This window comes from Microbulbifer maximicatervae (SeqCode) (assembly GCF_052467815.1).
In genome coordinates, this window is the sequence record NZ_CP174326.1 from 3741020 (window position 1) to 3760747 (window position 19728).

General features: G+C 47.6%; 16 protein-coding genes and 1 riboswitch. Of the genes, 14 read left to right on the top strand and 2 right to left on the bottom strand.

Annotated elements, in window-relative coordinates; genetic code table 11:
* Positions 1-12: 12 nt before the first annotated feature.
* Both ACJJIW_RS16345 and ACJJIW_RS16350 read left to right on the top strand, forming a co-directional pair.
* Positions 13-1254 (top strand): efflux RND transporter periplasmic adaptor subunit, encoded by a 1242-nt coding sequence (locus ACJJIW_RS16345; protein ID WP_444935732.1) that lies wholly within the window; start codon positions 13-15, stop codon positions 1252-1254.
* A gap of 13 nt (positions 1255-1267) precedes the next feature.
* On the top strand, positions 1268-4414 hold the full coding sequence (locus tag ACJJIW_RS16350; RefSeq protein ID WP_444935733.1) for an efflux RND transporter permease subunit: 3147 nt from the start codon (positions 1268-1270) through the stop codon (positions 4412-4414).
* Between the two features lie 306 nt (positions 4415-4720).
* Here ACJJIW_RS16350 and ACJJIW_RS16355 read toward each other — a convergent pair whose 3' ends face one another.
* The gene (locus tag ACJJIW_RS16355; RefSeq protein ID WP_444935734.1) at positions 4721-6007 is read right to left on the bottom strand and encodes a hypothetical protein; all 1287 of its coding nucleotides are present in this window, start codon (positions 6005-6007) and stop codon (positions 4721-4723) included.
* 391 nt (positions 6008-6398) lie between these two features.
* On the opposite strand from ACJJIW_RS16355, the gene ACJJIW_RS16360 reads away from it, so the two are divergent.
* On the top strand, positions 6399-7349 hold the full coding sequence (locus ACJJIW_RS16360) for an IS5 family transposase (RefSeq protein ID WP_444935735.1): 951 nt from the start codon (positions 6399-6401) through the stop codon (positions 7347-7349).
* Between the two features lie 257 nt (positions 7350-7606).
* Positions 7607-8542: an SPFH domain-containing protein gene (locus ACJJIW_RS16365; protein WP_444935736.1), complete on the top strand. Its 936-nt coding sequence runs from the start codon at positions 7607-7609 to the stop codon at positions 8540-8542.
* A 68-nt stretch (positions 8543-8610) separates the two neighbouring features.
* On the opposite strand, the gene ACJJIW_RS16370 is transcribed toward ACJJIW_RS16365, so the two are convergent.
* Positions 8611-9749, bottom strand: a protein-coding gene (locus ACJJIW_RS16370; RefSeq protein WP_282932108.1) for an IS3 family transposase whose coding sequence is annotated in 2 segments (ribosomal slippage) — positions 8611-9500 and positions 9500-9749 — 1140 coding nt in all. Because the reading frame shifts where the segments join, the coding sequence is not laid out codon by codon here.
* Between the two features lie 321 nt (positions 9750-10070).
* Here ACJJIW_RS16370 and ACJJIW_RS16375 point away from each other — a divergent pair.
* From ACJJIW_RS16375 to cobU, 10 genes are all read left to right on the top strand, one after another.
* The gene (locus ACJJIW_RS16375) at positions 10071-10424 is read left to right on the top strand and encodes a DUF1428 domain-containing protein (protein ID WP_444935737.1); all 354 of its coding nucleotides are present in this window, start codon (positions 10071-10073) and stop codon (positions 10422-10424) included.
* 234 nt (positions 10425-10658) lie between these two features.
* Positions 10659-11348, top strand: coding sequence for an RDD family protein (locus tag ACJJIW_RS16380; protein WP_444894044.1), 690 nt, complete (start codon positions 10659-10661; stop codon positions 11346-11348).
* 54 nt (positions 11349-11402) lie between these two features.
* Positions 11403-12029 carry a LysE family translocator gene (locus tag ACJJIW_RS16385; protein ID WP_282933038.1) on the top strand — a complete coding sequence of 209 codons (627 nt, stop codon included), beginning with the start codon at positions 11403-11405 and terminating at the stop codon, positions 12027-12029.
* Positions 12030-12225: 196 nt separating this feature from the next.
* Positions 12226-12834, top strand: coding sequence for an SMI1/KNR4 family protein (locus ACJJIW_RS16390; RefSeq protein ID WP_444935738.1), 609 nt, complete (start codon positions 12226-12228; stop codon positions 12832-12834).
* A 201-nt stretch (positions 12835-13035) separates the two neighbouring features.
* Positions 13036-13183: riboswitch (cobalamin riboswitch) on the top strand.
* A 103-nt stretch (positions 13184-13286) separates the two neighbouring features.
* On the top strand, positions 13287-15143 hold the full coding sequence (locus ACJJIW_RS16395) for a TonB-dependent receptor plug domain-containing protein (protein ID WP_444935739.1): 1857 nt from the start codon (positions 13287-13289) through the stop codon (positions 15141-15143).
* 36 nt (positions 15144-15179) lie between these two features.
* Positions 15180-15794 (top strand): cob(I)yrinic acid a,c-diamide adenosyltransferase, encoded by a 615-nt coding sequence (gene cobO / locus ACJJIW_RS16400; protein WP_282933035.1) that lies wholly within the window; start codon positions 15180-15182, stop codon positions 15792-15794.
* A 12-nt stretch (positions 15795-15806) separates the two neighbouring features.
* Positions 15807-17315, top strand: a complete 1509-nt coding sequence (locus ACJJIW_RS16405) for a cobyric acid synthase (RefSeq protein ID WP_444935740.1) — start codon at positions 15807-15809, stop codon at positions 17313-17315.
* Positions 17312-18334, top strand: coding sequence for a FecCD family ABC transporter permease (locus ACJJIW_RS16410; protein WP_444935741.1), 1023 nt, complete (start codon positions 17312-17314; stop codon positions 18332-18334). Before ACJJIW_RS16405 ends, ACJJIW_RS16410 begins: the two co-directional genes overlap by 4 nt.
* The gene (locus ACJJIW_RS16415; protein WP_444935742.1) at positions 18334-19116 is read left to right on the top strand and encodes a heme ABC transporter ATP-binding protein; all 783 of its coding nucleotides are present in this window, start codon (positions 18334-18336) and stop codon (positions 19114-19116) included. Before ACJJIW_RS16410 ends, ACJJIW_RS16415 begins: the two co-directional genes overlap by 1 nt.
* On the top strand, positions 19109-19657 hold the full coding sequence (gene cobU, locus ACJJIW_RS16420) for a bifunctional adenosylcobinamide kinase/adenosylcobinamide-phosphate guanylyltransferase (RefSeq protein WP_444935743.1): 549 nt from the start codon (positions 19109-19111) through the stop codon (positions 19655-19657). The genes ACJJIW_RS16415 and cobU overlap by 8 nt, the downstream gene beginning before the upstream one ends.
* The last annotated feature ends 71 nt before the right edge of the window (positions 19658-19728 follow it).

Sequence of the window (19728 nt, forward strand, 5' to 3'; positions counted from 1 at the left end):
TGGATTTAGAAAATGAGCAGATCAAATAAAACATTAAAGTTTGCGATGTTGTTCTTCTCCCTTTTGGTATCAGCAATGGGGGTGATCAATTTCAGTTGTGCAAGTGGCTCCCATGGCGGAGGGCATCATGAAGAAGAGTCCAAAGGGCCCCATGGAGGGCGACTTCTGGAGCGCGGAGACCTAGTGGTTGAGCTGGCTTTGGTAGAGCAAAGTGGTAAGGCTGAGTTTCGCGCGTGGGTTCAGAAAAATGGAGAAGCACTGAATAATGCGGACTTGAGCCTGATTCTAGTTCGACTTGGGGGTGAGTCAGAACGAATAGCTCTTTCCCGTGATGACAGTATTGATTACTGGCGCAGCCACAGAAATTTGCCTGAGCCCCATTCATTCGATATTGAACTCTCCCTGACCTACAAGGGGGGTAGTGCTGAATGGAAGTTCGAATCCTATGAGGGCCGCGTAAAGATAGCCGAGGGTATGGCTGCAAAAGCCGGCATTAAAACTGCGATTGCCGCACCGGGAGTTATTCAAGAGCGCGTCACTCTTTACGGCAAAACTGCTATCGATCATCGCAGCCTCAGCCATGTTCGCGCCCGCTATCCGGGCACAATTATGACGATTGAAAAAGCATTGGGTGATTCCATACAAAAGGGGGAAAAGCTGGCAACAATTGAGTCCAATGACAGCTTGCAAACTTATTCCTTGATAGCGCCTATCAGCGGTCAGATTATCGATAAGCAGGCCAGTCGAGGGGAGTTTAGCGGTGATCGGGTACTGTTTACGATTGCGAACTACAAGCAAATATGGGCAGAGCTTCAAGTATTCCCCACTCGCCGGGGACAAATTACTCGCGGGCAAAAAGTTTCTATTACCGCCGATGGGCTCTCATTTGATTCGACAATTGTCAGCTTGGCACCGGGGGGCAATGGCACGCCTTTCGCAATAGCCCGCGCGATGATTGAGAATCCAGAGGACATTTGGACAACAGACCTGATGGTTCAAGGAGATGTGGTCACCCATGAGAGTCCTGCGCCCTTAGTGGTGGAAAATCAAGCGCTACAACCCTTCCGCAATTGGACCGTTGTGTTTGTAAAAGTAGGGGATGCTTATGAGATTCGCCCACTGGAACTTGGGCGGACCGATGGCAGGGTTACAGAGGTATTAAGTGGACTCAACCCTGGAGACCGCTACGTCACTGAAAACAGTTACTTAATCAAGGCGGATATAGAGAAATCCGGCGCTGCTCACCACCATTAATTGAGGCCAGAAGATGATTGAAAGCATCCTGCGCTTCTCCATTGAGCGGCGTTATTTCGTACTGTCCCTAATTTTCATTCTGGTGGGGCTCGGGGTTTGGAGTTACCAGAAACTCCCTATTGATGCGGTCCCCGATATCACCAATGTTCAGGTGCAGATTAATACTGAAGCACCTGGTTACTCGCCTTTAGAAGCTGAACAGAGAATCACCTATCCGGTAGAGGCGGCACTTGCTGGACTTCCCAACTTGGAGTACACCCGTTCGATTTCGCGCTACGGGCTATCCCAAGTGACCGTGGTTTTCAAAGAGGAGACAGATCTCTATTTTGCGCGAAACTTAATAAACAGTCGTCTGGGTACCATCGAGAGCAATCTGCCCCCGGGGTTGGAGCCGGAAATGGGGCCCATTGCCACCGGGCTCGGTGAGATCTTTATGTATACCGTGGAGGCTCTGCCCGGAGCAACCCAGCCCAATGGCCAGCCCTACGACGCCACTGCACTGCGGGAGATTCAGGATTGGATTATTAAACCGCAATTGTCTCTCGTTCAGGGGGTTACGGAACTAAATACTATCGGTGGCTATAGCAAGCAGTATCACGTAACACCGGACCCCCGCCAGATGCTTAACTTCGGCGTATCGATGGAGGATATTGCCGAGGCTTTGCGTCGCAACAACGAAAGTCGAGGTGCTGGCTATCTGGAAAATAATGGACGCCAACTGTTAGTGCGTTCACCGGGACAACTACAGAATATCGGAGAAATTGAAGACGTAGTAATTACCAGCCGATCCGGGGTGCCGGTTAAAATTTCTGATGTTGCTGAAGTGGCTATTGGTAAAGAGCTGCGTACCGGTGCTGCTACGCGAGATGGTGAAGAAACCGTATTGGGCACCGCTATGATGCTGGTGGGGGAAAACTCCCGCGAGGTCGCGCGCAATGTGGCGGAAGCTTTGGAGCAAGTAAAATCCACTGTACCTGAAGGTGTAAAGGTGGAAGCGGTTTACGATCGCACGACGCTCGTGGACAAAGCCATCGCTACAGTACAGAAAAACCTTATTGAAGGTGCGTTGCTGGTAGTCGTCGTGCTGTTCTTGCTGCTTGGAAATATTCGGGCTGCCTTTATTACAGCTGCTGTAATCCCGCTGTCCATGCTCGCCACTATATTTGGTATGGTGCAAACCGGTGTTTCTGCCAACCTGATGAGTCTCGGTGCGCTCGATTTCGGTCTGATTGTCGATGGGGCTGTAATTATCGTAGAAAATGCGATTCGCAGGCTCGCCGAAGCCCAACAGCGCAAGGGCGGTAAGTTACCTCTGCAAGAGCGATTGGAGCTGGTATTCCAGGCCACCAATGAAGTGATTCGCCCGAGCCTTTTTGGAGTGTTGATTATCACGGTGGTGTATATTCCTTTGTTCACACTGACTGGTGTCGAAGGGAAGATGTTTCACCCTATGGCCGCTACTGTGGTTATGGCGTTATTGGCTGCATTGGTTCTTTCTCTCACCGTAGTACCTGCAGCGGTTGCTGTTTTTCTCACCGGGAAAGTCAGTGAAAAAGAAAATAAGGTGATAGTTGCTACTAAGTCACTGTACAAGCCGCTTTTAATTGCCGCAATGAAAGTGCGTTGGCTGGCACTATCAGGGGCTCTTGCTTTAGTACTGTTTTGTAGTTGGCTAGCAACTACTCTCGGTTCTGAGTTTATCCCCCAGCTTAATGAGGGCGATATTGCACTACACGCTTTACGTATTCCGGGGACTGGCCTCGAGCAGTCGGTGGAAATGCAGCGTCTACTAGAGCAGCGCATTAAGGAGTTCCCCCAGGTAGACAAGGTATTTGCAAAAATTGGTACTCCAGAGGTGGCTACAGATCCAATGCCTCCGAATGTGGCTGATAACTTTGTGATCCTGAAACCCAGAAATCAATGGCCCGATCCAAAACTGCCTCAAGAGCAATTAGTGGCAGAAATCGAAGCAGCCGTTCGAGAGCTTCCAGGTAATAACTACGAATTTACCCAGCCAATCCAGATGCGTTTCAACGAGTTGATTTCTGGTGTGCGTGCAGATCTGGGCATCAAAGTATTTGGTGATGACCTGGACCAGCTGGTCGCTTCGTCTAATCAAATCCTGGGTGTGTTAAATGGGATTGAGGGTGTAGCCGATGCTCGAGTAGAGCAGGTTGAAGGTCTGCCAGTTCTCTCTGTAGTCCCCAAGCGTATAGCGCTTGCCCGCTATGGCATCGACCTGAAAACCCTACAGGACTTGGTGTCAACCGCAATTGGTGGGGAATCTGCAGGGCTGATTTATGAGGGTGACCGCCGCTTCCAATTAGTAGTAAGGCTGCCGGAAGGGCTGCGCCGGGACTATGAAAATCTTGGTGACTTACCTGTACCTTTACCCGCTGGTAGCCCGCTAGGTAGCTATGTGCCTTTGTCTGAAGTAGCCAATCTTGAAATGACACCGGCTCCCAATCAAGTCAGCCGTGAAAATGGCAAGCGCCGTGTAGTGGTAACCGCGAATGTACGCGATCGCGATTTAGGATCTTTTGTGGAGGAGGCAAAAGCCCGAATCCAACAACAGGTGTCTTTGCCTGCCGGTTACTGGTTGGTATATGGAGGTACATTTGAACAACTGGAATCTGCAAGTACGCGTCTTTCTATCGTTGTCCCACTGACGCTTTTGGTAATCCTCGGTCTTCTAGTAATGGCTTTCGGCTCATTCAAAGATGCCTTGATCATTTTTACAGGAGTTCCCTTAGCGCTAACTGGCGGGGTGCTAGCTCTATGGCTGCGCGGTATGCCTCTATCGATTTCTGCAGGGGTTGGGTTTATTGCCCTTTCTGGTGTTGCGGTTTTAAACGGCCTGGTAATGCTGTCATTTATTCGTCAGCTGCGGCAACAGGGCGGTGAGCTTTTGGTTTCGATTATTGACGGAGCAATGATTCGTCTTCGTCCTGTACTGATGACTGCTCTGGTCGCCAGCTTGGGGTTCGTGCCTATGGCATTGAATGTGGGTACCGGCGCAGAGGTACAAAGGCCCCTGGCCACGGTTGTGATTGGGGGGATTATTTCTTCCACACTTCTAACTCTGTTTGTACTTCCGTTACTTTATAGGATTGTGCATGGGAGGGAAAAAGCTGTTAAAGAGTATATGAGACTGAGCTAAGCTTCCGTGAGCACCTACTTCACCTTGAGGAGAAGTAGGTGCTCCCAAAGTGAATATAAATTTATTGTTAAAAGTGCTCTGATTTAGGACTTACAGTGAAGTTGGGGGTGTGTTTCTAATATCCACGGAGGCACTCTTTCGAGTGCTACACAGGATTGCGGCTTAACTAGGCAAGCCTGATTGGTTGCTTCTTGTGCTAAAGGTGGCGCTTATCCATGCGGACATGTTGACGCCTTGAAATAGTTAACTTTCAATGATGTATAAATATGTTTAGTGTATCTGTGCTTGGCTGTTTGCAAAGTAGTATTACATGTCACTTAATTCCAGTTTTTTTAGAGTATTTATAAACCTTTCCGCAAAGTTTAAAATATTGTCCCTTTTGGTTAGTGGGTCACAGTATGAAAAAACAAATACAGAGTTGCGCATGGTTGAATAAGTTAATATTGAAATTGGGTGGGCGCCGTGGGTTTGAAGTGGAATTCCACTGACAATCTCAAAGTATTTCATTTCTGTATTAAGTGCTTTCATACTTCCTACATTAGAAACACAGATTCCCTCAGGAAATACTGGTTTATTATTTTCATATTCTTGTACGAAATCTATTATGTCATTCAACTTATAGTTTTGCGGGAATAAAAATTTGCAAGACTCTCCTGCCTCTGCTTGCCTATCAAGTTCAAACTGTAAGTATTGTGCTAATTGCCATGTGTCCTCTATGTCAATATCTGGCATTATCTCAAGGGTTGTTGCTGCAGAGAAGGCACCGATAGCACTAATTCCAATCTGTGAGCCACATAGATCCCTAACATCCATGGGGAGTAAGATACTTATCCAGTCCTTATGATTTGGCAGTATTTGAGCGGCTTGAATAGCTGCCGCACAAAATAGGGCTGTGGGCCTTACTTTATGACGTTTTCCCAATATTGCCAGTTGTGTAATTTCTTCTACGGGAAAAGCACGGTAGATGGCATGTCCTTCTCGCTCAGCAGCAAATGCAGGTTCCTCTACTGGCCACTTGAATAGATTGTTTTTAAATTGTGATGATTCTTTGTTTGCAAAATGTTTTGGAGAGTTGAAATAGCTTTCAACTGGATCATAAAGAGGTTGCTCTTCAAGTCTAAATGAATCATCACTTTTAAAATAAAGATCCAAGACATAGAATAAGGTCATAATTGACCGGCCATCCAAAGCTGCATGGCTACTTGCTAAGGAAACCCATTCTACTTTGTCATCAGAATTGATATAGAAGGTAATAGTATAAGTACATTTGCTGACATCAAGCCCTGATTCGCCCCTACGATTGAATTCGTGTTCAAAATCGAAAGGTTTGTCGAGTCTTCTAATCTCAAAGGGGATCGATTCGAATGGTACGTCACACCGCCAAAATAGCTGCTCCCCAGTCTCTACCCTTGCTTGTAGTAGGGGATATATTGTGTGAATCCAGGCAAATCCAGACTTGAGTTGCTCAATACTCATAGGGATGAGAACTTTGATAAATGAGATTATCAAGGTTCCGCCGCATGTTCTTCTTGCCAGCTCAGTAAATAGTACTTCCTCGGGGCCAAGTGCTCTGGAGAGCTCTCTGCCGGACATAGGGAGCCTCGCCTCTAACCTGTATTCATGTTATGTAAAGTAGTTGTTTCGGCCCTTAATCACAAAAAAGTTCGAAGCATCATTTGTGCTGATTGCGGCCAATTAAACAATGTATATATCAAACGGATGGACTTATGATGTATTGGACTTTACAAAAATTTAAATATGCTCGAGTTTATCTGTTTGGCTCAAGCTAGTTAGCCAAAAGTCAGGGTGAATAAAGCTAAAGTTTCAAGCAGGCAGCCTGTTTTAGTATGTCGATAAATAAGTGTCGAACTGGATTAAATAAAGTATCAGAGTTTCTGTAAGCCTGAGTGACTCTTAGGGAACCTCTGAATAATTCCGAGCCAATTTGGTAGTATTCAGTAATCCGTCAAGACTACGATAGATTATGCACCAAGTCACCTTTGCCGAAGCAGAATATAAGCTAAAGCGCCGTATAACTCGCCGAGAGAAGTTTCTTTCTCAAATGGAAGCCCTCATCCCATGGCAGCGACTAGAGGCTCAGATCACTCCTTGCTATCCACAAGGCAAACGTGGCCGACAGCCATATCCATTAAGTGTCATGCTCCGTATTCATTGCATGCAGCTATTTTATAATCTCAGTGATCCCGCTATGGAGGATGCACTGTATGAAATTGAATCCATGCGTAGTTTTGCTGGATTGACTTTGAGCGGCCCAATTCCCGATGAAACAACGATTCTTAACTTTCGCCACTTACTGGAGCTGAATCAGCTAGGTACAGCCCTTTTTGAAGAAATCAATAAACATCTTGCTGAGAATGGCATGGCACTGCGTGAAGGCACCATTGTAGATGCCACTATTATCTCTGCACCAACTTCAACTAAGAATAAAAAGAAAGAGCGTGATCCAGAAATGCATCAAACAAAGAAAGGCAATCAGTGGCACTTTGGAATGAAGATGCATATCGGGGTTGATGATGTGCTCGGAGTAATACATAGCGTAGATACAACAGCAGCGAATTCGCATGATGTTACAGCCACAGAGCGAGTCCTCCACGGGGAGGAAGGAAGAGTCTGGGGTGACTCCGGATACATTGGTGCGGAGAAGCGTGAAGAGTTGAAAGAACGAGAGGTGGATTGGTACATAGCAATGAAGCCGAGCAAGCTGAAAACTCTTCCTGGGCGTGATGCACTCTGTAAGGCGGAAAAGATCAAGGCGCAGATAAGAGCGAAGGTTGAGCACCCCTTTCGCTACATTAAACGGGTATTTGGTTATAACAAGGTCCGCTATCGGGGACTGTTAAAGAATACTGAGCGGCTGTGCTTGCTAGCAGGCTTTACTAACTTACTAATAGGGAGAAAATACTTGGCCACCTAGGGGTGGTGTGCCTGAAATCCGCCAACTGGGGATTTCAGGTGAAAAATTAGGGGGCTATTACGCGAAAATTAAGCGTTTTGCGTAGAAAAGTGAATTTTTCAAACAATTCAGCTTAATTCTAGAAAAATGCTTCATTGATCAGAGGTTCCTTAGGTAGAGAGCCTTGTTAAAGTTTGATTTCTCAATCCGTTAGTTATATTTTCTATTGGTGATTTAAATGATAATTTGCTGATACCACTGTTTGGAAACACTTATATATGTTAGAACAATTCTTGGAAGCCCTTCCTTTTTGGCCAATTTTACCGTTGGTGGCGGCAGCCTTTTTGCTTGCTAAAGCTATTGTTATCGTTGAGCCAAAACAGTACCACTTTGTTCTATTTTTAGGCAAATACTGGAAGACTGCTACACCTGGATTCAACTTGATTATTCCTTATCTATCTTGGGTTGATAAAAAGGCTTCTACAGCACTGCACGAAACGCCAGTAGAGCTTAGCTTGAAAACAAGTAATCATGTAACCTTTGGGTTGATTTTAAAAGTGCAACATCAGGTGGCCTCAGATGTGGGGCTCGCCTACAAGGCATTGTATGACCTGGAAAATTATCAGGCACAACTAAAATCTTTTGCAACGGATGCCGCTATTCCTGTTGCTAATGGCATTGAGCTTGAAGATGTTTATAACAAGAAAGAACAGATAGCGGATAAGGCCAAAGAGCGTCTTCGCCACTTTTTCCATGACTTTGGTGTTGAGATTGTCGATGTATTGTCGGATGAGCCACGCCTGCCGAAGTCGGTAGAGGTTCAGGCTAACAAAGTTATGGAAATGCAGCGGGAGAAGCAGGCCGCTACCTATGAGGCTGAGGCAATCCGGGAACGCGAAGTGGGTAAAGCTAAAGCTGATGGTGAGTCCGTAAAGATCCGTATGGAGAAAATGGGTGAGGCGCGACGGGTATATGCCGAAAGTGCTGCCGAGGCTATCAAGGTTCTTACCAGCGCAGGCACCAGCGCTGACGAAGCGCTGCGCTTTATGACTGCCATTGCGGATAATGATGCGCTTGTAACTGCCGCACGTCACGGTAGCACTGTGGTAATGGCTACCAGTCAGCCGCAGCAAGCACCTGTCGCTTTGCCTTTACCTGATAAGGCGGCTGCGGTAGCAAAACAACGATCCTTGAGAGAGTCCGAGCTTGTTTAATAAGGTTGTCCGAGGGATAAGCCTATGGGCTATCCTTTTGTTGTGGTCAACTCCAACCGGACACTTTCCTAAGCACATTTTTCAAATTCGATAGGGGTTACGTCCCCCAGTGTTGTATGTATCCTGCGTGAATTGTAATACGCAATATAGGCCCTCACGTCTGTTATCGCACCCTCCCTTGTCGGATAGAGGTTTCCTGTTAACCATTCCCGCTTCAGGCTACTAAAAAAACGCTCAGTAGGTGCATTGTCCCAACAATTTCCCTTGCGGCTCATTGAGCACACCATTCCATGCTGCTTTAGTAGCGCTTGGTAGCTATGGCTGGCATACTGGCTACCTCGATCAGAGTGATGCAGCAGACCTTTTGTTGGGGTGCGCAAATTGATAGCCATAACCAGTGCACGACTTGCCAGGGCCGTCTCCATCTGGCGGTCTAAGTGCCAGCCAACAATCCGGCGTGAATAAAGATCAATTACCACTGCTAGGTATAACCAACCCTGCAAAGTCCAGATATAGGTAATATCCGTAGTCCAAACTTGATTTTTAGCACTCGGTGAGAAATCCCTATTTAGAAGATTCTCAGCAACTGGCAGTTGGTGCTTGCTATTTGTGGTTAGTGTAAATCGCTTCTTCTGTTTTACAACCAAGCCGAGCTTTTTCATGAGTTTGCGGACTCGATAACGCCCAATTTCAAAGCCTTCTTTGCGCAACAGCTTCATTAACCGACGGCTTCCGAGACTCTCACGAGATTCTGCAAATAAGGCCTTCAATCGATGGCATAGTTGCCAAATCTGGCCATCTATTGGGCTATCACTACGACGACACCATTCGTAATAGCTGCTCTTATTTACTTGCATTACTCGGCAGAGCACTCTAACTGGAAAGCTACCTTGCTGCTTTTTAATAAATTCGTACTTTATTTCATTTCTTTCGCAAAGAAGGCGCTGGCCTTTTTTAGGATTTCCTTCTCCATCCGCAATTGCTTTACTTCACGTCGCAGTTGATCCAGTTCAGCTCGTTCGCCCGAATCCAACCTTACTCCGCTCTCTTCCTGCTCCAGCTCCTTTATCCAGCGTCGCAGATTGTTAGCAGTGGTTCCTACAGCCTCTGCGGCCTTGGAAATCGAATACCCTTGTTCTGAGACAAGAGCTACGGCGTCTTTCTTGAACTCCGGCTTGAATTTCCGGCGTGTACCTTTTGTTGTCATACTTCACCTCGCTAGGTAGTTTTACCATCTTAACGAAGTGTCCGGAAGGATTAGACCACTACATTTGGTAGCTTCAAAGTGAATGGCGATTTATATGCAGTGAGTGGGGCTGCCAGATGGCGCTTTATTGATATTGGTTGTGAAGTTGCGTTTTGGATAGTGTTATTCTTGGGCTTGTTGTTTAGATAGGCTATAGACCGGAAAAATTTAGGTCTAAGCCCTATTTATTATCACTAGCTCTGAGAGTTAGAGGTACTTTGCGAGTCTGTGTTTAATTTCAACAGTAAATTTTCAATTTAGAAAAATATCGGAGGCTTAAAAATGTCTTATGCAGATGGATTTGTAGCAGCTGTACCCACAGACAATAAAGAAGAGTATATTAAGCATGCAAAAATTGCTGCAGAAGTATTTAAAGAGCAGGGGGCTCTAAAGGTTGTTGAAACTTGGGGTGATGATGTTCCTGAGGGCGAATTAACCTCGTTCCCTTTGGCTGTGAAGTGTGCAGGCAATGAAACCGTAGTGTTCTCCTGGGTTGTTTGGCCTTCTAAAGAAGTTCGAGATTCTGGGTGGCAAGCGGTTATGGATGACCCGAGGATGCACCCAGATCAGAACCCCATGCCATTTGATGGTAAGAGATTAATCTATGGTGGTTTTAATATTATTTTGGATAGATAAGGCATATTTGTAGGTTGTTGCAGCATGTCAACATGAGTGGTTGAGAGCAATATCAACTCCTTAGCCTGCGTTGCCATGAGATTGTATTTTAGTGGTACAAAGGTGTCACAGACAGTTGGCATGCATGTGTCCTCGGAGTATAGATCTACTAAAAATACTTTAGATGAGGTGATAAAGGTGGTATACAGGGGCCTCTCTTTAATAAGCCACTTTGAATAGAAATTTCTAACAAATATGTACCCCAAGTTATCCAGAAGACTTAGAGCATTGATGATTGATTCTTTGGTGCTAGTTGTAGTTGTTGCCTTTTCAATAGCTGTTGGTACTAGCATCGGCTTAAAAAATGATGTGTACCAATCAGCTTTAATTCTAATGCCGATCATCTTATTTGAACCGGTATTGGTTTCGTTAACTGGTGGGAATGTTGGGCATCATCTAATGGGTATTCGTATCCGTAAGGTGGGAGCCAATAAAAAAATTAATATTTTTCAGGCACTTGTCAGGACGTTCTTTAAACTATTCTTAGGGGTTCCTTCACTAATCGCTATTCTTACATCAAAGAAGCGTCAAGCTGTGCATGATTTTCTCTCAGTGTCGCTAGTGGTTGTAAAGGACCCGGCTTCATTGCCAGGCTATGAGGTGCTTGATGAGCGCACTGAATCGCTAGACTATAAGTATCCAGGAAAGGTCCGGAGATTGGTTGTAGTAGGTGTATATCTATTACTTTCAATGCTCTTCGCATCCATGATTTCTTTTTTTTCAGTATCGGAGCTGTGTGCTTTTAGGCAGATTTGCAGTCAGCTGGAAAGTTCTATGCAGTTTCTAATTAGTTTGTGCTTTTGGGTCTCGGCTTTTGTGCTTCCTTGGCTGGGGTGGTCTGGTCGCTTATATGGGGCGAGGAGAATAAGGCTGGAAGTTTACTAGTCTACTACCGATTTGCCTTCCCCTGAGGAGCAATGGTCAATTAAGGTGAGTTAAATGGCATTTGAAAGTTGGTTAGCCTTTTGCGTAATCGCACTCTTGGCGACTGCTACCCCAGGGCCTGCGGCACTACTGGTCTCTATCAATACTCTATCGGACGGTGTTAGAGGGGGTGTGTTCACGGCATTGGGTAATATATCTGGTTTGTTTGTTATGTCCGGGCTTTCAGTTATTGGATTGAGTGTAATTGTCCTTAACTCTTCCGTAGCGTTTACTATGGTAAAGATGATTGGGGCTGGATATCTGATTTATATGGGGGTTAAACTTTGGAAAAACGGAATAGGAAGGGCGGATTCTGCTGATGTAGCTTGTAATGCTAGGCGAGGCGCATTGAATTTGTATATTCAAGGGGGCTTAATTGCCTTAACGAACCCTAAAGCGATTATATTCACAACCGCGCTTTTCCCGCAATTTATTTCCTTGTCAGATCCACTCTTACCCCAGTTCTCCTTGCTGGTTTTCACTTTTATGGCATTATCTTTTAGTTGTTTGTTTTGTTATAGCTTATTAGTTTTTGGTACTAAAGAAAAATCCAGGAATATGGCCTCAAGTCGATTGCTCGGTCGTATATTTGGTTCCACTTTTGTTGGTGCTGGTTGTGTTTTAGTTGGCACATCAAAATAGGAAGGTGTATGTAAGAATATACAAAAATCTATGTTGGGTACTTCTGTAAAATATACAGCGCCCCTCCCGCTGTCAGAAGCAAGGTGGTAAGTAGGTCGCAGTTAGATGAGTAGGGTAAGCCGTACCCGTTGCTCTAAATGGAGCTGTGTACCCTCCCCAAAAAAAATACAGCAAGTAGTTTCGCGAGTTACGTAGTATGGATATTAAAGATTATATTGAGTTGATTCATAGTTTTTCAAAGACAAATTTCGAACTTCAGGGAGGCGGAAACTCTATCTATTTTCGGTTGCAAGAGGAAAGGGATATTGTTTTTCCGAAAGAGTTTCAAGAGTATATAGTCCACTATGCGCCTGCACACAGTCAATATCTTGATGGCGTGGGCAATCCAATTGATCTTTATAGTGCCAGGCGCTTGTCATGGCTGATGAATGGATATAACTACAACCCAGTTGACAATCAGCCAATACCCGGTTGGGATAAAACTTGGTTTTTATTCGGCGATGAGGGGGCAGATCCAATCATTGTTGACTTGGCCGAAAGCAACCGAAATTCAAAGGTATATCGTGCCATGCATGGGGCTGGGGGGTGGGATTTTAGGCCTATCGCCGATTCAATAGGGCAATTTCTACTATGCGCTTCAGCTCTACATCATGCGCTCTCCGGAATAGTTGACAAAGATGTACTTGTTGATGATGGATGTGGGTTTAATCTTCATGAAAGAAGTGCATCTTGGTTGTTTCCATTCTTTCGTCAATATGCGGATAAATATTACACAGATTGGCTTGCAGTATTTGATAATAGTTAGCGGAATGATTTATTGATAAATTCTTTATTATGGCTGCAACTCAAGGTTGATCTCAGTTTATGTGAAGGTACCTTGCTAAGCGCTTTTGAAATCTTGCTCATGAATAACTAGTACTTATGTAGTGAGGGAATACCCGGCTCACGAACAAGCTTCCCTCACATTTTTTGGCTTCTGTTGACTTTCCGGTACCTTTCCACTAGTTTCGCGACCACGATTAGAGGTGCCTTCTGCCCTGAATTGGCTGAGAAGGTTAAACGGGAAGTCCGGAAATCCGGCGCTGCCCCCGCAACGGTGATCCACCTGTATTCTGAGTGGTAAGCCCGATACCGGCCTCTTTTCTAAACACGATGGAGCGGAGGGCTACCATCTTGCAATACGATCTTTCGCGCTTCGGCGTGCCGCATTGCTATTCCTCCCTCGATCCCATGTGCTTTTGTCTTAGGGGTTGAAACTTGAAAAAATCTATATTGAGCCTGGCTGTACTGTCAGCCGTGAGCGCGCCGTCTTTTGCTGAATCCACTGTTACCGAATCTTCAATTCCAGACCTGGAAACCGTGGTTGTTGTGAGCTCCCGTCAGGGCGAGCCGCTGCGCCAGGTAGCTACTTCAGTAACTGTATTGGATGAAGAGCAGCTAAAAGAGCGGGGATTGGTGTCCCTTGCCGATGTTTTGCGCAGTGTGCCTTCCGTGTCTGTTACCAATACAGGGGGTATGGGCAAGACAACCTCCTTAAGGGTACGTGGAGAGTCCGGTTTCAGAACCTTGGTCCAGATAGACGGTATCGACATTTCTGACCCAACCGGTACCCAGGCGGGGGCTCATATTGAACATATTATGAGCAGCAACTTGCAGCGCGTGGAATTATTACGCGGTCCACAAGGTATGCTCTACGGAGCCGATGCCGGTGGTGTACTGGATATCTCGACTCGCCGCGAGGGTGAAGGGCAGCGCTTTGAGCTGTCTGCCGAGGGAGGTAGCTTCGATACTGAACGCTACAATGCCAGCGCTAGCGGAGCCAATGAAACATTGGATTATTTTGTTTCTGCAGCAGTGGCAGAAACCGATGGTTTTAATACTAGTAGTTATGACACCGAACTGAAAGATGACGACGGTTATGATAATGAAACCTTGCATGGCCGTGTAGGCTGGAATATCTCTGAGCAGTGGCGACTTGAGGCCGTAGCGCGGGATACCGATGCCTCAGGTGAATATGATCGCTGCGGTTGGTTTGTTCTTCATGACGATTGCAACTTTGAGTTTAGTCAGGAAAGTGCTCGTGTTAGCTTGGCTCACAAAGGTGAGGACAGCCAACAGGAATTAGCCTATACACGATCTGAATTGCAGCGTACCTATATCGATGAAGGTGTGACTTCCTATGAAGCAGAAGGTGATATCGAAAAGTTAAACCTAATGGGCTCCCACGGGTTTAGCCGCGAACATGGGGTAGTCTACGGGGTAGAGCATCGTGAAGATACTTCGGGAGACCTGGATCGGGATCAGTGGGCAGTTTATTCCGAATATCAGGGAAGCTATGCTGACAAGGCTTATATCACCCTTGGCCTTCGTCATGACAACAACTCCGATTTTGGCAGTTACAATAGCTTCCGCGCCAGTTCAGCCTATTTGTTCGAAGGTGTTGCCAACGGTACCGTAAAGATAAAAAGTAGTTATGGGACTGGCTTCCGTGCCCCAAGCCTGTATGAAGTTAACCACAACGCGACTGCATTTGATTGGTTGACTTTTACCCCATTAGAGTTGCCGTCCCTTAAGCCGGAAGAGAGTCAGGGTCTGGATCTTGGTGTCGAGTACTTCAATGAAGATGCACTGTATCTCGAATTTGTGCTGTTTGACCAAGTTATTGAAAATGAAATTGGCTGGAATGGGGATGCATTTGGTTATTTGCAAAGTAGTGGAACAAGCAAATCTCGTGGAGTCGAATTGGTTGCTGAAACACAGGTAACTGATACCTTGCTGTTATCAGCCAACTACACCTACACCGACGCTGAAGAAGCCGATGATTCTCCCCGAGCTCGTAGCCCCAAGCACTTGGCCAACCTAGGCTTCACATATAAGCCTACCAGTGACTTGAGTCTGGTTATGAACCTGCGCTCCAGTGCGGATGTGGTAGATAGCGATGGCACCTCGCTGGATGATTATCAAGTGCTGGATGCCAGTGTCCGTTATCAGCTGAACAACTCCACGACTGTATTTGTTCGCGGTGAAAACCTTACCGACGAAGATTATGTGGAAGTCACAGGCTATAACACTGCGGGCCTCGCCGGTTATGCTGGTGTGGAATTTAGCTTCTAAAGCACTTTCTTTTATAGGTTCTTGAACGAGGTGGCCATGTCGGAAGACGAGCAAAAACGAAATGCCAAGCACAAGCAGGCAATGCAAAAACACAAGGAGAAGGTTGATGCCAACATTGCAGCAGCCGATATCCAGCGTGGAGTTGCTGTCCTGCTCACCGGAAATGGCAAAGGGAAGTCGAGCTCAGCTTTCGGCATGGTGATACGCGCACTGGGTTACGGGCAGAAAGTGGGTGTGGTGCAATTTATTAAAGGCGCACAGCAATCTGGGGAAGAGCTTTTCCTTAAAAACCATTGCCCGGAAGTTACTCTCTATCAAATGGGCACCGGCTTTACCTGGAATACTCAGGATCGCACCAGCGATATTGTTGCTGCAGAGAGAACCTGGGCAGAGGCAGAAAAAATGCTCACCGATACCACCTATGACTTAGTGGTGTTGGACGAGCTCACTTATATGCTCGCTTACAAATACCTGGATGAGTCCAAAGTATTGGAGACTCTAGCCCAGCGGCCACAGGAACAGAGTTTGGTGGTAACTGGTCGAGGTGGTGGTAGTGCACTACAGGAGCTAGTGGATACGGTATCTGAAGTGAAAGATGTTAAGCACGCTTTTAAAGCGGGCATCAAAGCCCGCAAAGGCGTAGATTACTAGGTTGTTTTCACTATGTCCGTGTTGATGGTTCAGGGCACGACTTCCGATGCCGGCAAGAGTACTTTGGTGGCCGGGCTCGCTCGTTACTTTTCCCAGCGCGGAGTCAGTGTCGCACCTTTTAAACCGCAAAATATGGCACTCAATAGTGCCGTTACGGTGGATGGTGGTGAGATAGGGCGGGCACAAGCGTTGCAGGCCCAGGCCTGTGGAATCGACCCCCACAGCGATATGAACCCGGTGTTGCTTAAGCCCGCTTCAGATACTGGGGCTCAGGTTATTATCCAGGGTAAAGTGCTGGGGAATATGCAGGCGCTGGATTACCATCACTACAAGGCTACCGCGCAAAATGCAGTGCTGGACTCCTTCGCACGGCTCGATGATCAATATGAGCTGGTGTTAGTTGAAGGGGCTGGCAGCCCGGCAGAAATTAACCTGCGGGAAAACGATATTGCCAATATGGGCTTTGCCGAGGCCGTTGATTGCCCGGTTGTACTGATTGCCGATATCGATCGCGGAGGTGTGTTCGCCCACTTGGTAGGCACCCTCGAATTGCTGTCTTCCTCAGAGCGAGAGCGTGTCGTCGGTTTTGTGATCAACCGCTTTCGTGGCGATCTGCAATTACTTCAGCCGGGGCTCGACTGGTTAGAGGAGTATACCGGCAAGCCAGTTCTCGGAGTCTTACCTTATCTCCATGACCTCTACCTTGACGCGGAGGATGCCATTAGTACCCAACAGAGCGGTGCTGATGCTCGATTGAAAGTGGTAGTGCCGGTATTGCCGCGCATAAGCAATCATACAGATTTTGATGCGCTGAGGTTGCATCCGGATATCGATCTGCAATTTGTCAGTGTCCTCGAACCAGTCCCTCAGTGCGACTGGATTATTCTTCCTGGCAGTAAAAATGTACGGGCAGACTTGGCCTACTTAAAAGAAAACGATTGGCCTGCACAGTTGGATCGGCATCTGCGCTATGGCGGCAAACTCGTGGGTATTTGCGGTGGTTTGCAAATGCTGGGGAGCGAGGTACAGGATCCGGATGGGGTAGAGGATACTCCGGGTAACGAACCGGGCTTGGGTTATCTGGATTTCACAACTCGCTTGCAGCCAGTCAAGGCACTGAAAAATATTACCGGCTTTTTAGCTTTGGAAAATGAAGTAAAAGAAGCTACTCCTGTTCAGGGCTATGAAATCCACTGTGGTATAACAGAAGGTGTAGCTCTGCAAACTCCAGCGGTATATATCTGTGATAAAGGCGGAAATTCCAGGCCTGATGGTGCAATAAGTGCTGATGGACAGATATTCGCGACCTACGTGCATGGGCTGTTCGATTCACCCGAAGCGTTGAGTGCACTTTTTGCCTGGGGTGGGTTGAAAGACTCTACGCCGCTGGATGTGGGTGAACAGCGGCAGCAACAATTGGACAGGCTGGCTGAGACTATTGCCGAGAATATCCAGGGAAACTGGCTCGAGCAATTTGAGGGAGCCAGGGAGACGGCAGCGTTGCAAGAGGATACCCAGTGACTGTTGCCCGTATCAAAGCATTAAATATTGCCTGGTGGTTACTGCCCGCAGTACTTGCCCTTAGTTTTTCTGCTGCCGTTGCCATAGGGGCAGTGTATCTCTCACCCTCACAATTATTTGCCGCGATCAGTGGCCAGGGCGATGGTGGGCTCGCTGGGGATATTGTTCAGGTAATACGATTACCGAGAGCCATGTTGGCGGCTGGAGTGGGTGCTGTGCTCGCTATCTGCGGGGCAATGTTACAAGGCTTATTTCGAAACCCTCTAGCTGACCCATCCCTGATTGGTGTTACCGCAGGGGCTTCTCTCGGTGCTTGTTTGGCCATCCTGCTAGGAGCGGAGGTTGCCGCTGCGTTTGGGAGTTTACCCGTTGTATCCATAGCTGCTTTTTTCAGCGGCCTTTTAGCGGTGACACTGGTCTACAAAGTGGCGAAAAGTATTAATGGCACTTCCGTGGCCACCATGTTGCTAATGGGGATTGCCGTTACCGCTTTTTCCGCAAGCCTGATCGGGCTAATGGAGTACTTTGCTGATAATGACACCCTGCGCCGTATGAGCCTGTGGCTTATGGGAGGGCTGGATGCAGCGAGCTATCCTCGCGCTTTTCTGGTTTTGGCCGTGCTGGGCGCTTTGCTTGCCAGTATGTCCCACTTCGGCACCTCACTAAATGTTCTTTTATTGGGAGAATCCCAGGCGCGGCACCTCGGTATTGATGTGGAGCGGGTAAAAACCCGTTTGATAGTGCTTGTTGCGGCTGGAGTGGGCACTTCGGTTGCTGTAGCCGGCAGTATTGCTTTTGTGGGGCTGGTAGTGCCCCATATAGTGCGTTTGTGGGTAGGACCTGATCACCGGCAACTGTTGCCGCTTTCTGCCCTGGCTGGAGCCAGTTTATTACTAGTTTCCGATACCCTGGCACGAACCATTATTGCCCCGGTGGAGATCCCGGTAGGGCTGATTACCGCACTGATTGGGGTGCCTTTTTTTGTTTCCTTGTTGCGTAAAAGCAGGGGGGCAATTTAATGGCTCTGCTACAGGTGGAGGGAGTTGCGGTTAGTGTCGATAATCGGCCGCTGTTGCAAGATATCAACCTGGAGGTAGATGTCGGCGAGCTGGTTTGTGTGATTGGCCCCAATGGCGCGGGGAAGTCGACCCTGCTGCGTGCCCTTTGCGGTGAAGTCAGGATGGATTCCGGGCAGGTCCACTTTAAAGGTAACTCTTTTTCAAAATTGTCGGCCCGCAATCGAGCCAGGCAAGTTGCCGTCCTGCCGCAAAATAACCCACTGACATTTGCCTTTACCGGGCTGGAATTGGTCGCCCTCAGTCGAACTCCGCATTCCACTGGCACTGACCGGGACCGAGAAATCTGCCTGGAAGCCATGGCAGCGCTGGATGTTAGTCATTTGTCTGAGCGCCTGTACCCAACATTATCCGGCGGCGAGCAGCAGCGCTTGCAATTGGCTCGGGTGATGGCCCAGGTCTGGCGGGCAGAGGATGGGGGAGAGCGGCTCCTCTTATTAGATGAGCCCGCTGCCAGCCTGGATATTGCACACCAATATGGAATGATGAGAGCGGTAAGAGACTTCGCGCGAAGTGGCGTAGCTGTGGTAATGACGGTCCATGATCTGGCCCATGCCAGCGGCTATAGCGACAGAATCCTCGCCTTAAAGCAGGGGCGCAGTATGGCCTACGGAAATCCGGAGGATGTATTGACTGCGGAGAAAATGCAGCAGCTTTACGGCTACAGTGTCACGGTGATGCCACACCCGGTAACCGGTAAATCCCTGGTGATTGCCGATGTCTAGTGCCAGTGGTGTGCATCTGGTACTAGGGGGCGCCCGCAGCGGAAAAAGCCGGCTCGCACAACAGCGCGCGGAGCAGTGGCTAAATAGCAGTAGCGATGGTGGACTTATCTACCTGGCAACGGCTACGGCGGGCGATCAAGAAATGTCTACCCGTATTGCTCGACATCGGGAAGACCGGGATCATCGCTGGCAGACCCTGGAAGAGCCTATTGCATTGGCAGAGGCTCTGGTTACCGCTCCTGAGTCCCACTGTGTACTGGTGGACTGCCTCACTTTGTGGTTGAGCAACTGTCTTCATCAGGGCGTTTGGGAGCGTGAGCAAGAGGCGCTTCTGCAATGTATCGATCAGAGGCTTACCCTCTCTAACGGTAATACCCCACCTTGGATTTTTGTCAGTAATGAAGTCGGTTCGGGTATTGTGCCCCTTGGGCAGTTATCGCGGGAATTTGTGGATGCGGCAGGTTGGCTTCATCAGGCATTAGCCGAGCGAGCTGATAGCGTCACCTTGGCAATTGCTGGTTTGCCACTCACTGTAAAGTAAAGAATCACTTGAGACTGAGACTGAGACTGAGACTGAGACTGAGACTGAGACTGAGACTGAGACTGAGACTG

Coding starts and splice junctions, on each gene's coding strand:
- ACJJIW_RS16345 (WP_444935732.1), top strand. CDS start 13: ATGAGCAGATCAAATAAAACATTAAAGTTTGCGATGTTGTTCTTCTCC.
- ACJJIW_RS16350 (WP_444935733.1), top strand. CDS start 1,268: ATGATTGAAAGCATCCTGCGCTTCTCCATTGAGCGGCGTTATTTCGTA.
- ACJJIW_RS16355 (WP_444935734.1), bottom strand. CDS start 6,007: ATGTCCGGCAGAGAGCTCTCCAGAGCACTTGGCCCCGAGGAAGTACTA.
- ACJJIW_RS16360 (WP_444935735.1), top strand. CDS start 6,399: ATGCACCAAGTCACCTTTGCCGAAGCAGAATATAAGCTAAAGCGCCGT.
- ACJJIW_RS16365 (WP_444935736.1), top strand. CDS start 7,607: ATGTTAGAACAATTCTTGGAAGCCCTTCCTTTTTGGCCAATTTTACCG.
- ACJJIW_RS16375 (WP_444935737.1), top strand. CDS start 10,071: ATGTCTTATGCAGATGGATTTGTAGCAGCTGTACCCACAGACAATAAA.
- ACJJIW_RS16380 (WP_444894044.1), top strand. CDS start 10,659: ATGTACCCCAAGTTATCCAGAAGACTTAGAGCATTGATGATTGATTCT.
- ACJJIW_RS16385 (WP_282933038.1), top strand. CDS start 11,403: ATGGCATTTGAAAGTTGGTTAGCCTTTTGCGTAATCGCACTCTTGGCG.
- ACJJIW_RS16390 (WP_444935738.1), top strand. CDS start 12,226: ATGGATATTAAAGATTATATTGAGTTGATTCATAGTTTTTCAAAGACA.
- cobO (WP_282933035.1), top strand. CDS start 15,180: ATGTCGGAAGACGAGCAAAAACGAAATGCCAAGCACAAGCAGGCAATG.
- ACJJIW_RS16405 (WP_444935740.1), top strand. CDS start 15,807: ATGTCCGTGTTGATGGTTCAGGGCACGACTTCCGATGCCGGCAAGAGT.
- ACJJIW_RS16415 (WP_444935742.1), top strand. CDS start 18,334: ATGGCTCTGCTACAGGTGGAGGGAGTTGCGGTTAGTGTCGATAATCGG.
- cobU (WP_444935743.1), top strand. CDS start 19,109: ATGTCTAGTGCCAGTGGTGTGCATCTGGTACTAGGGGGCGCCCGCAGC.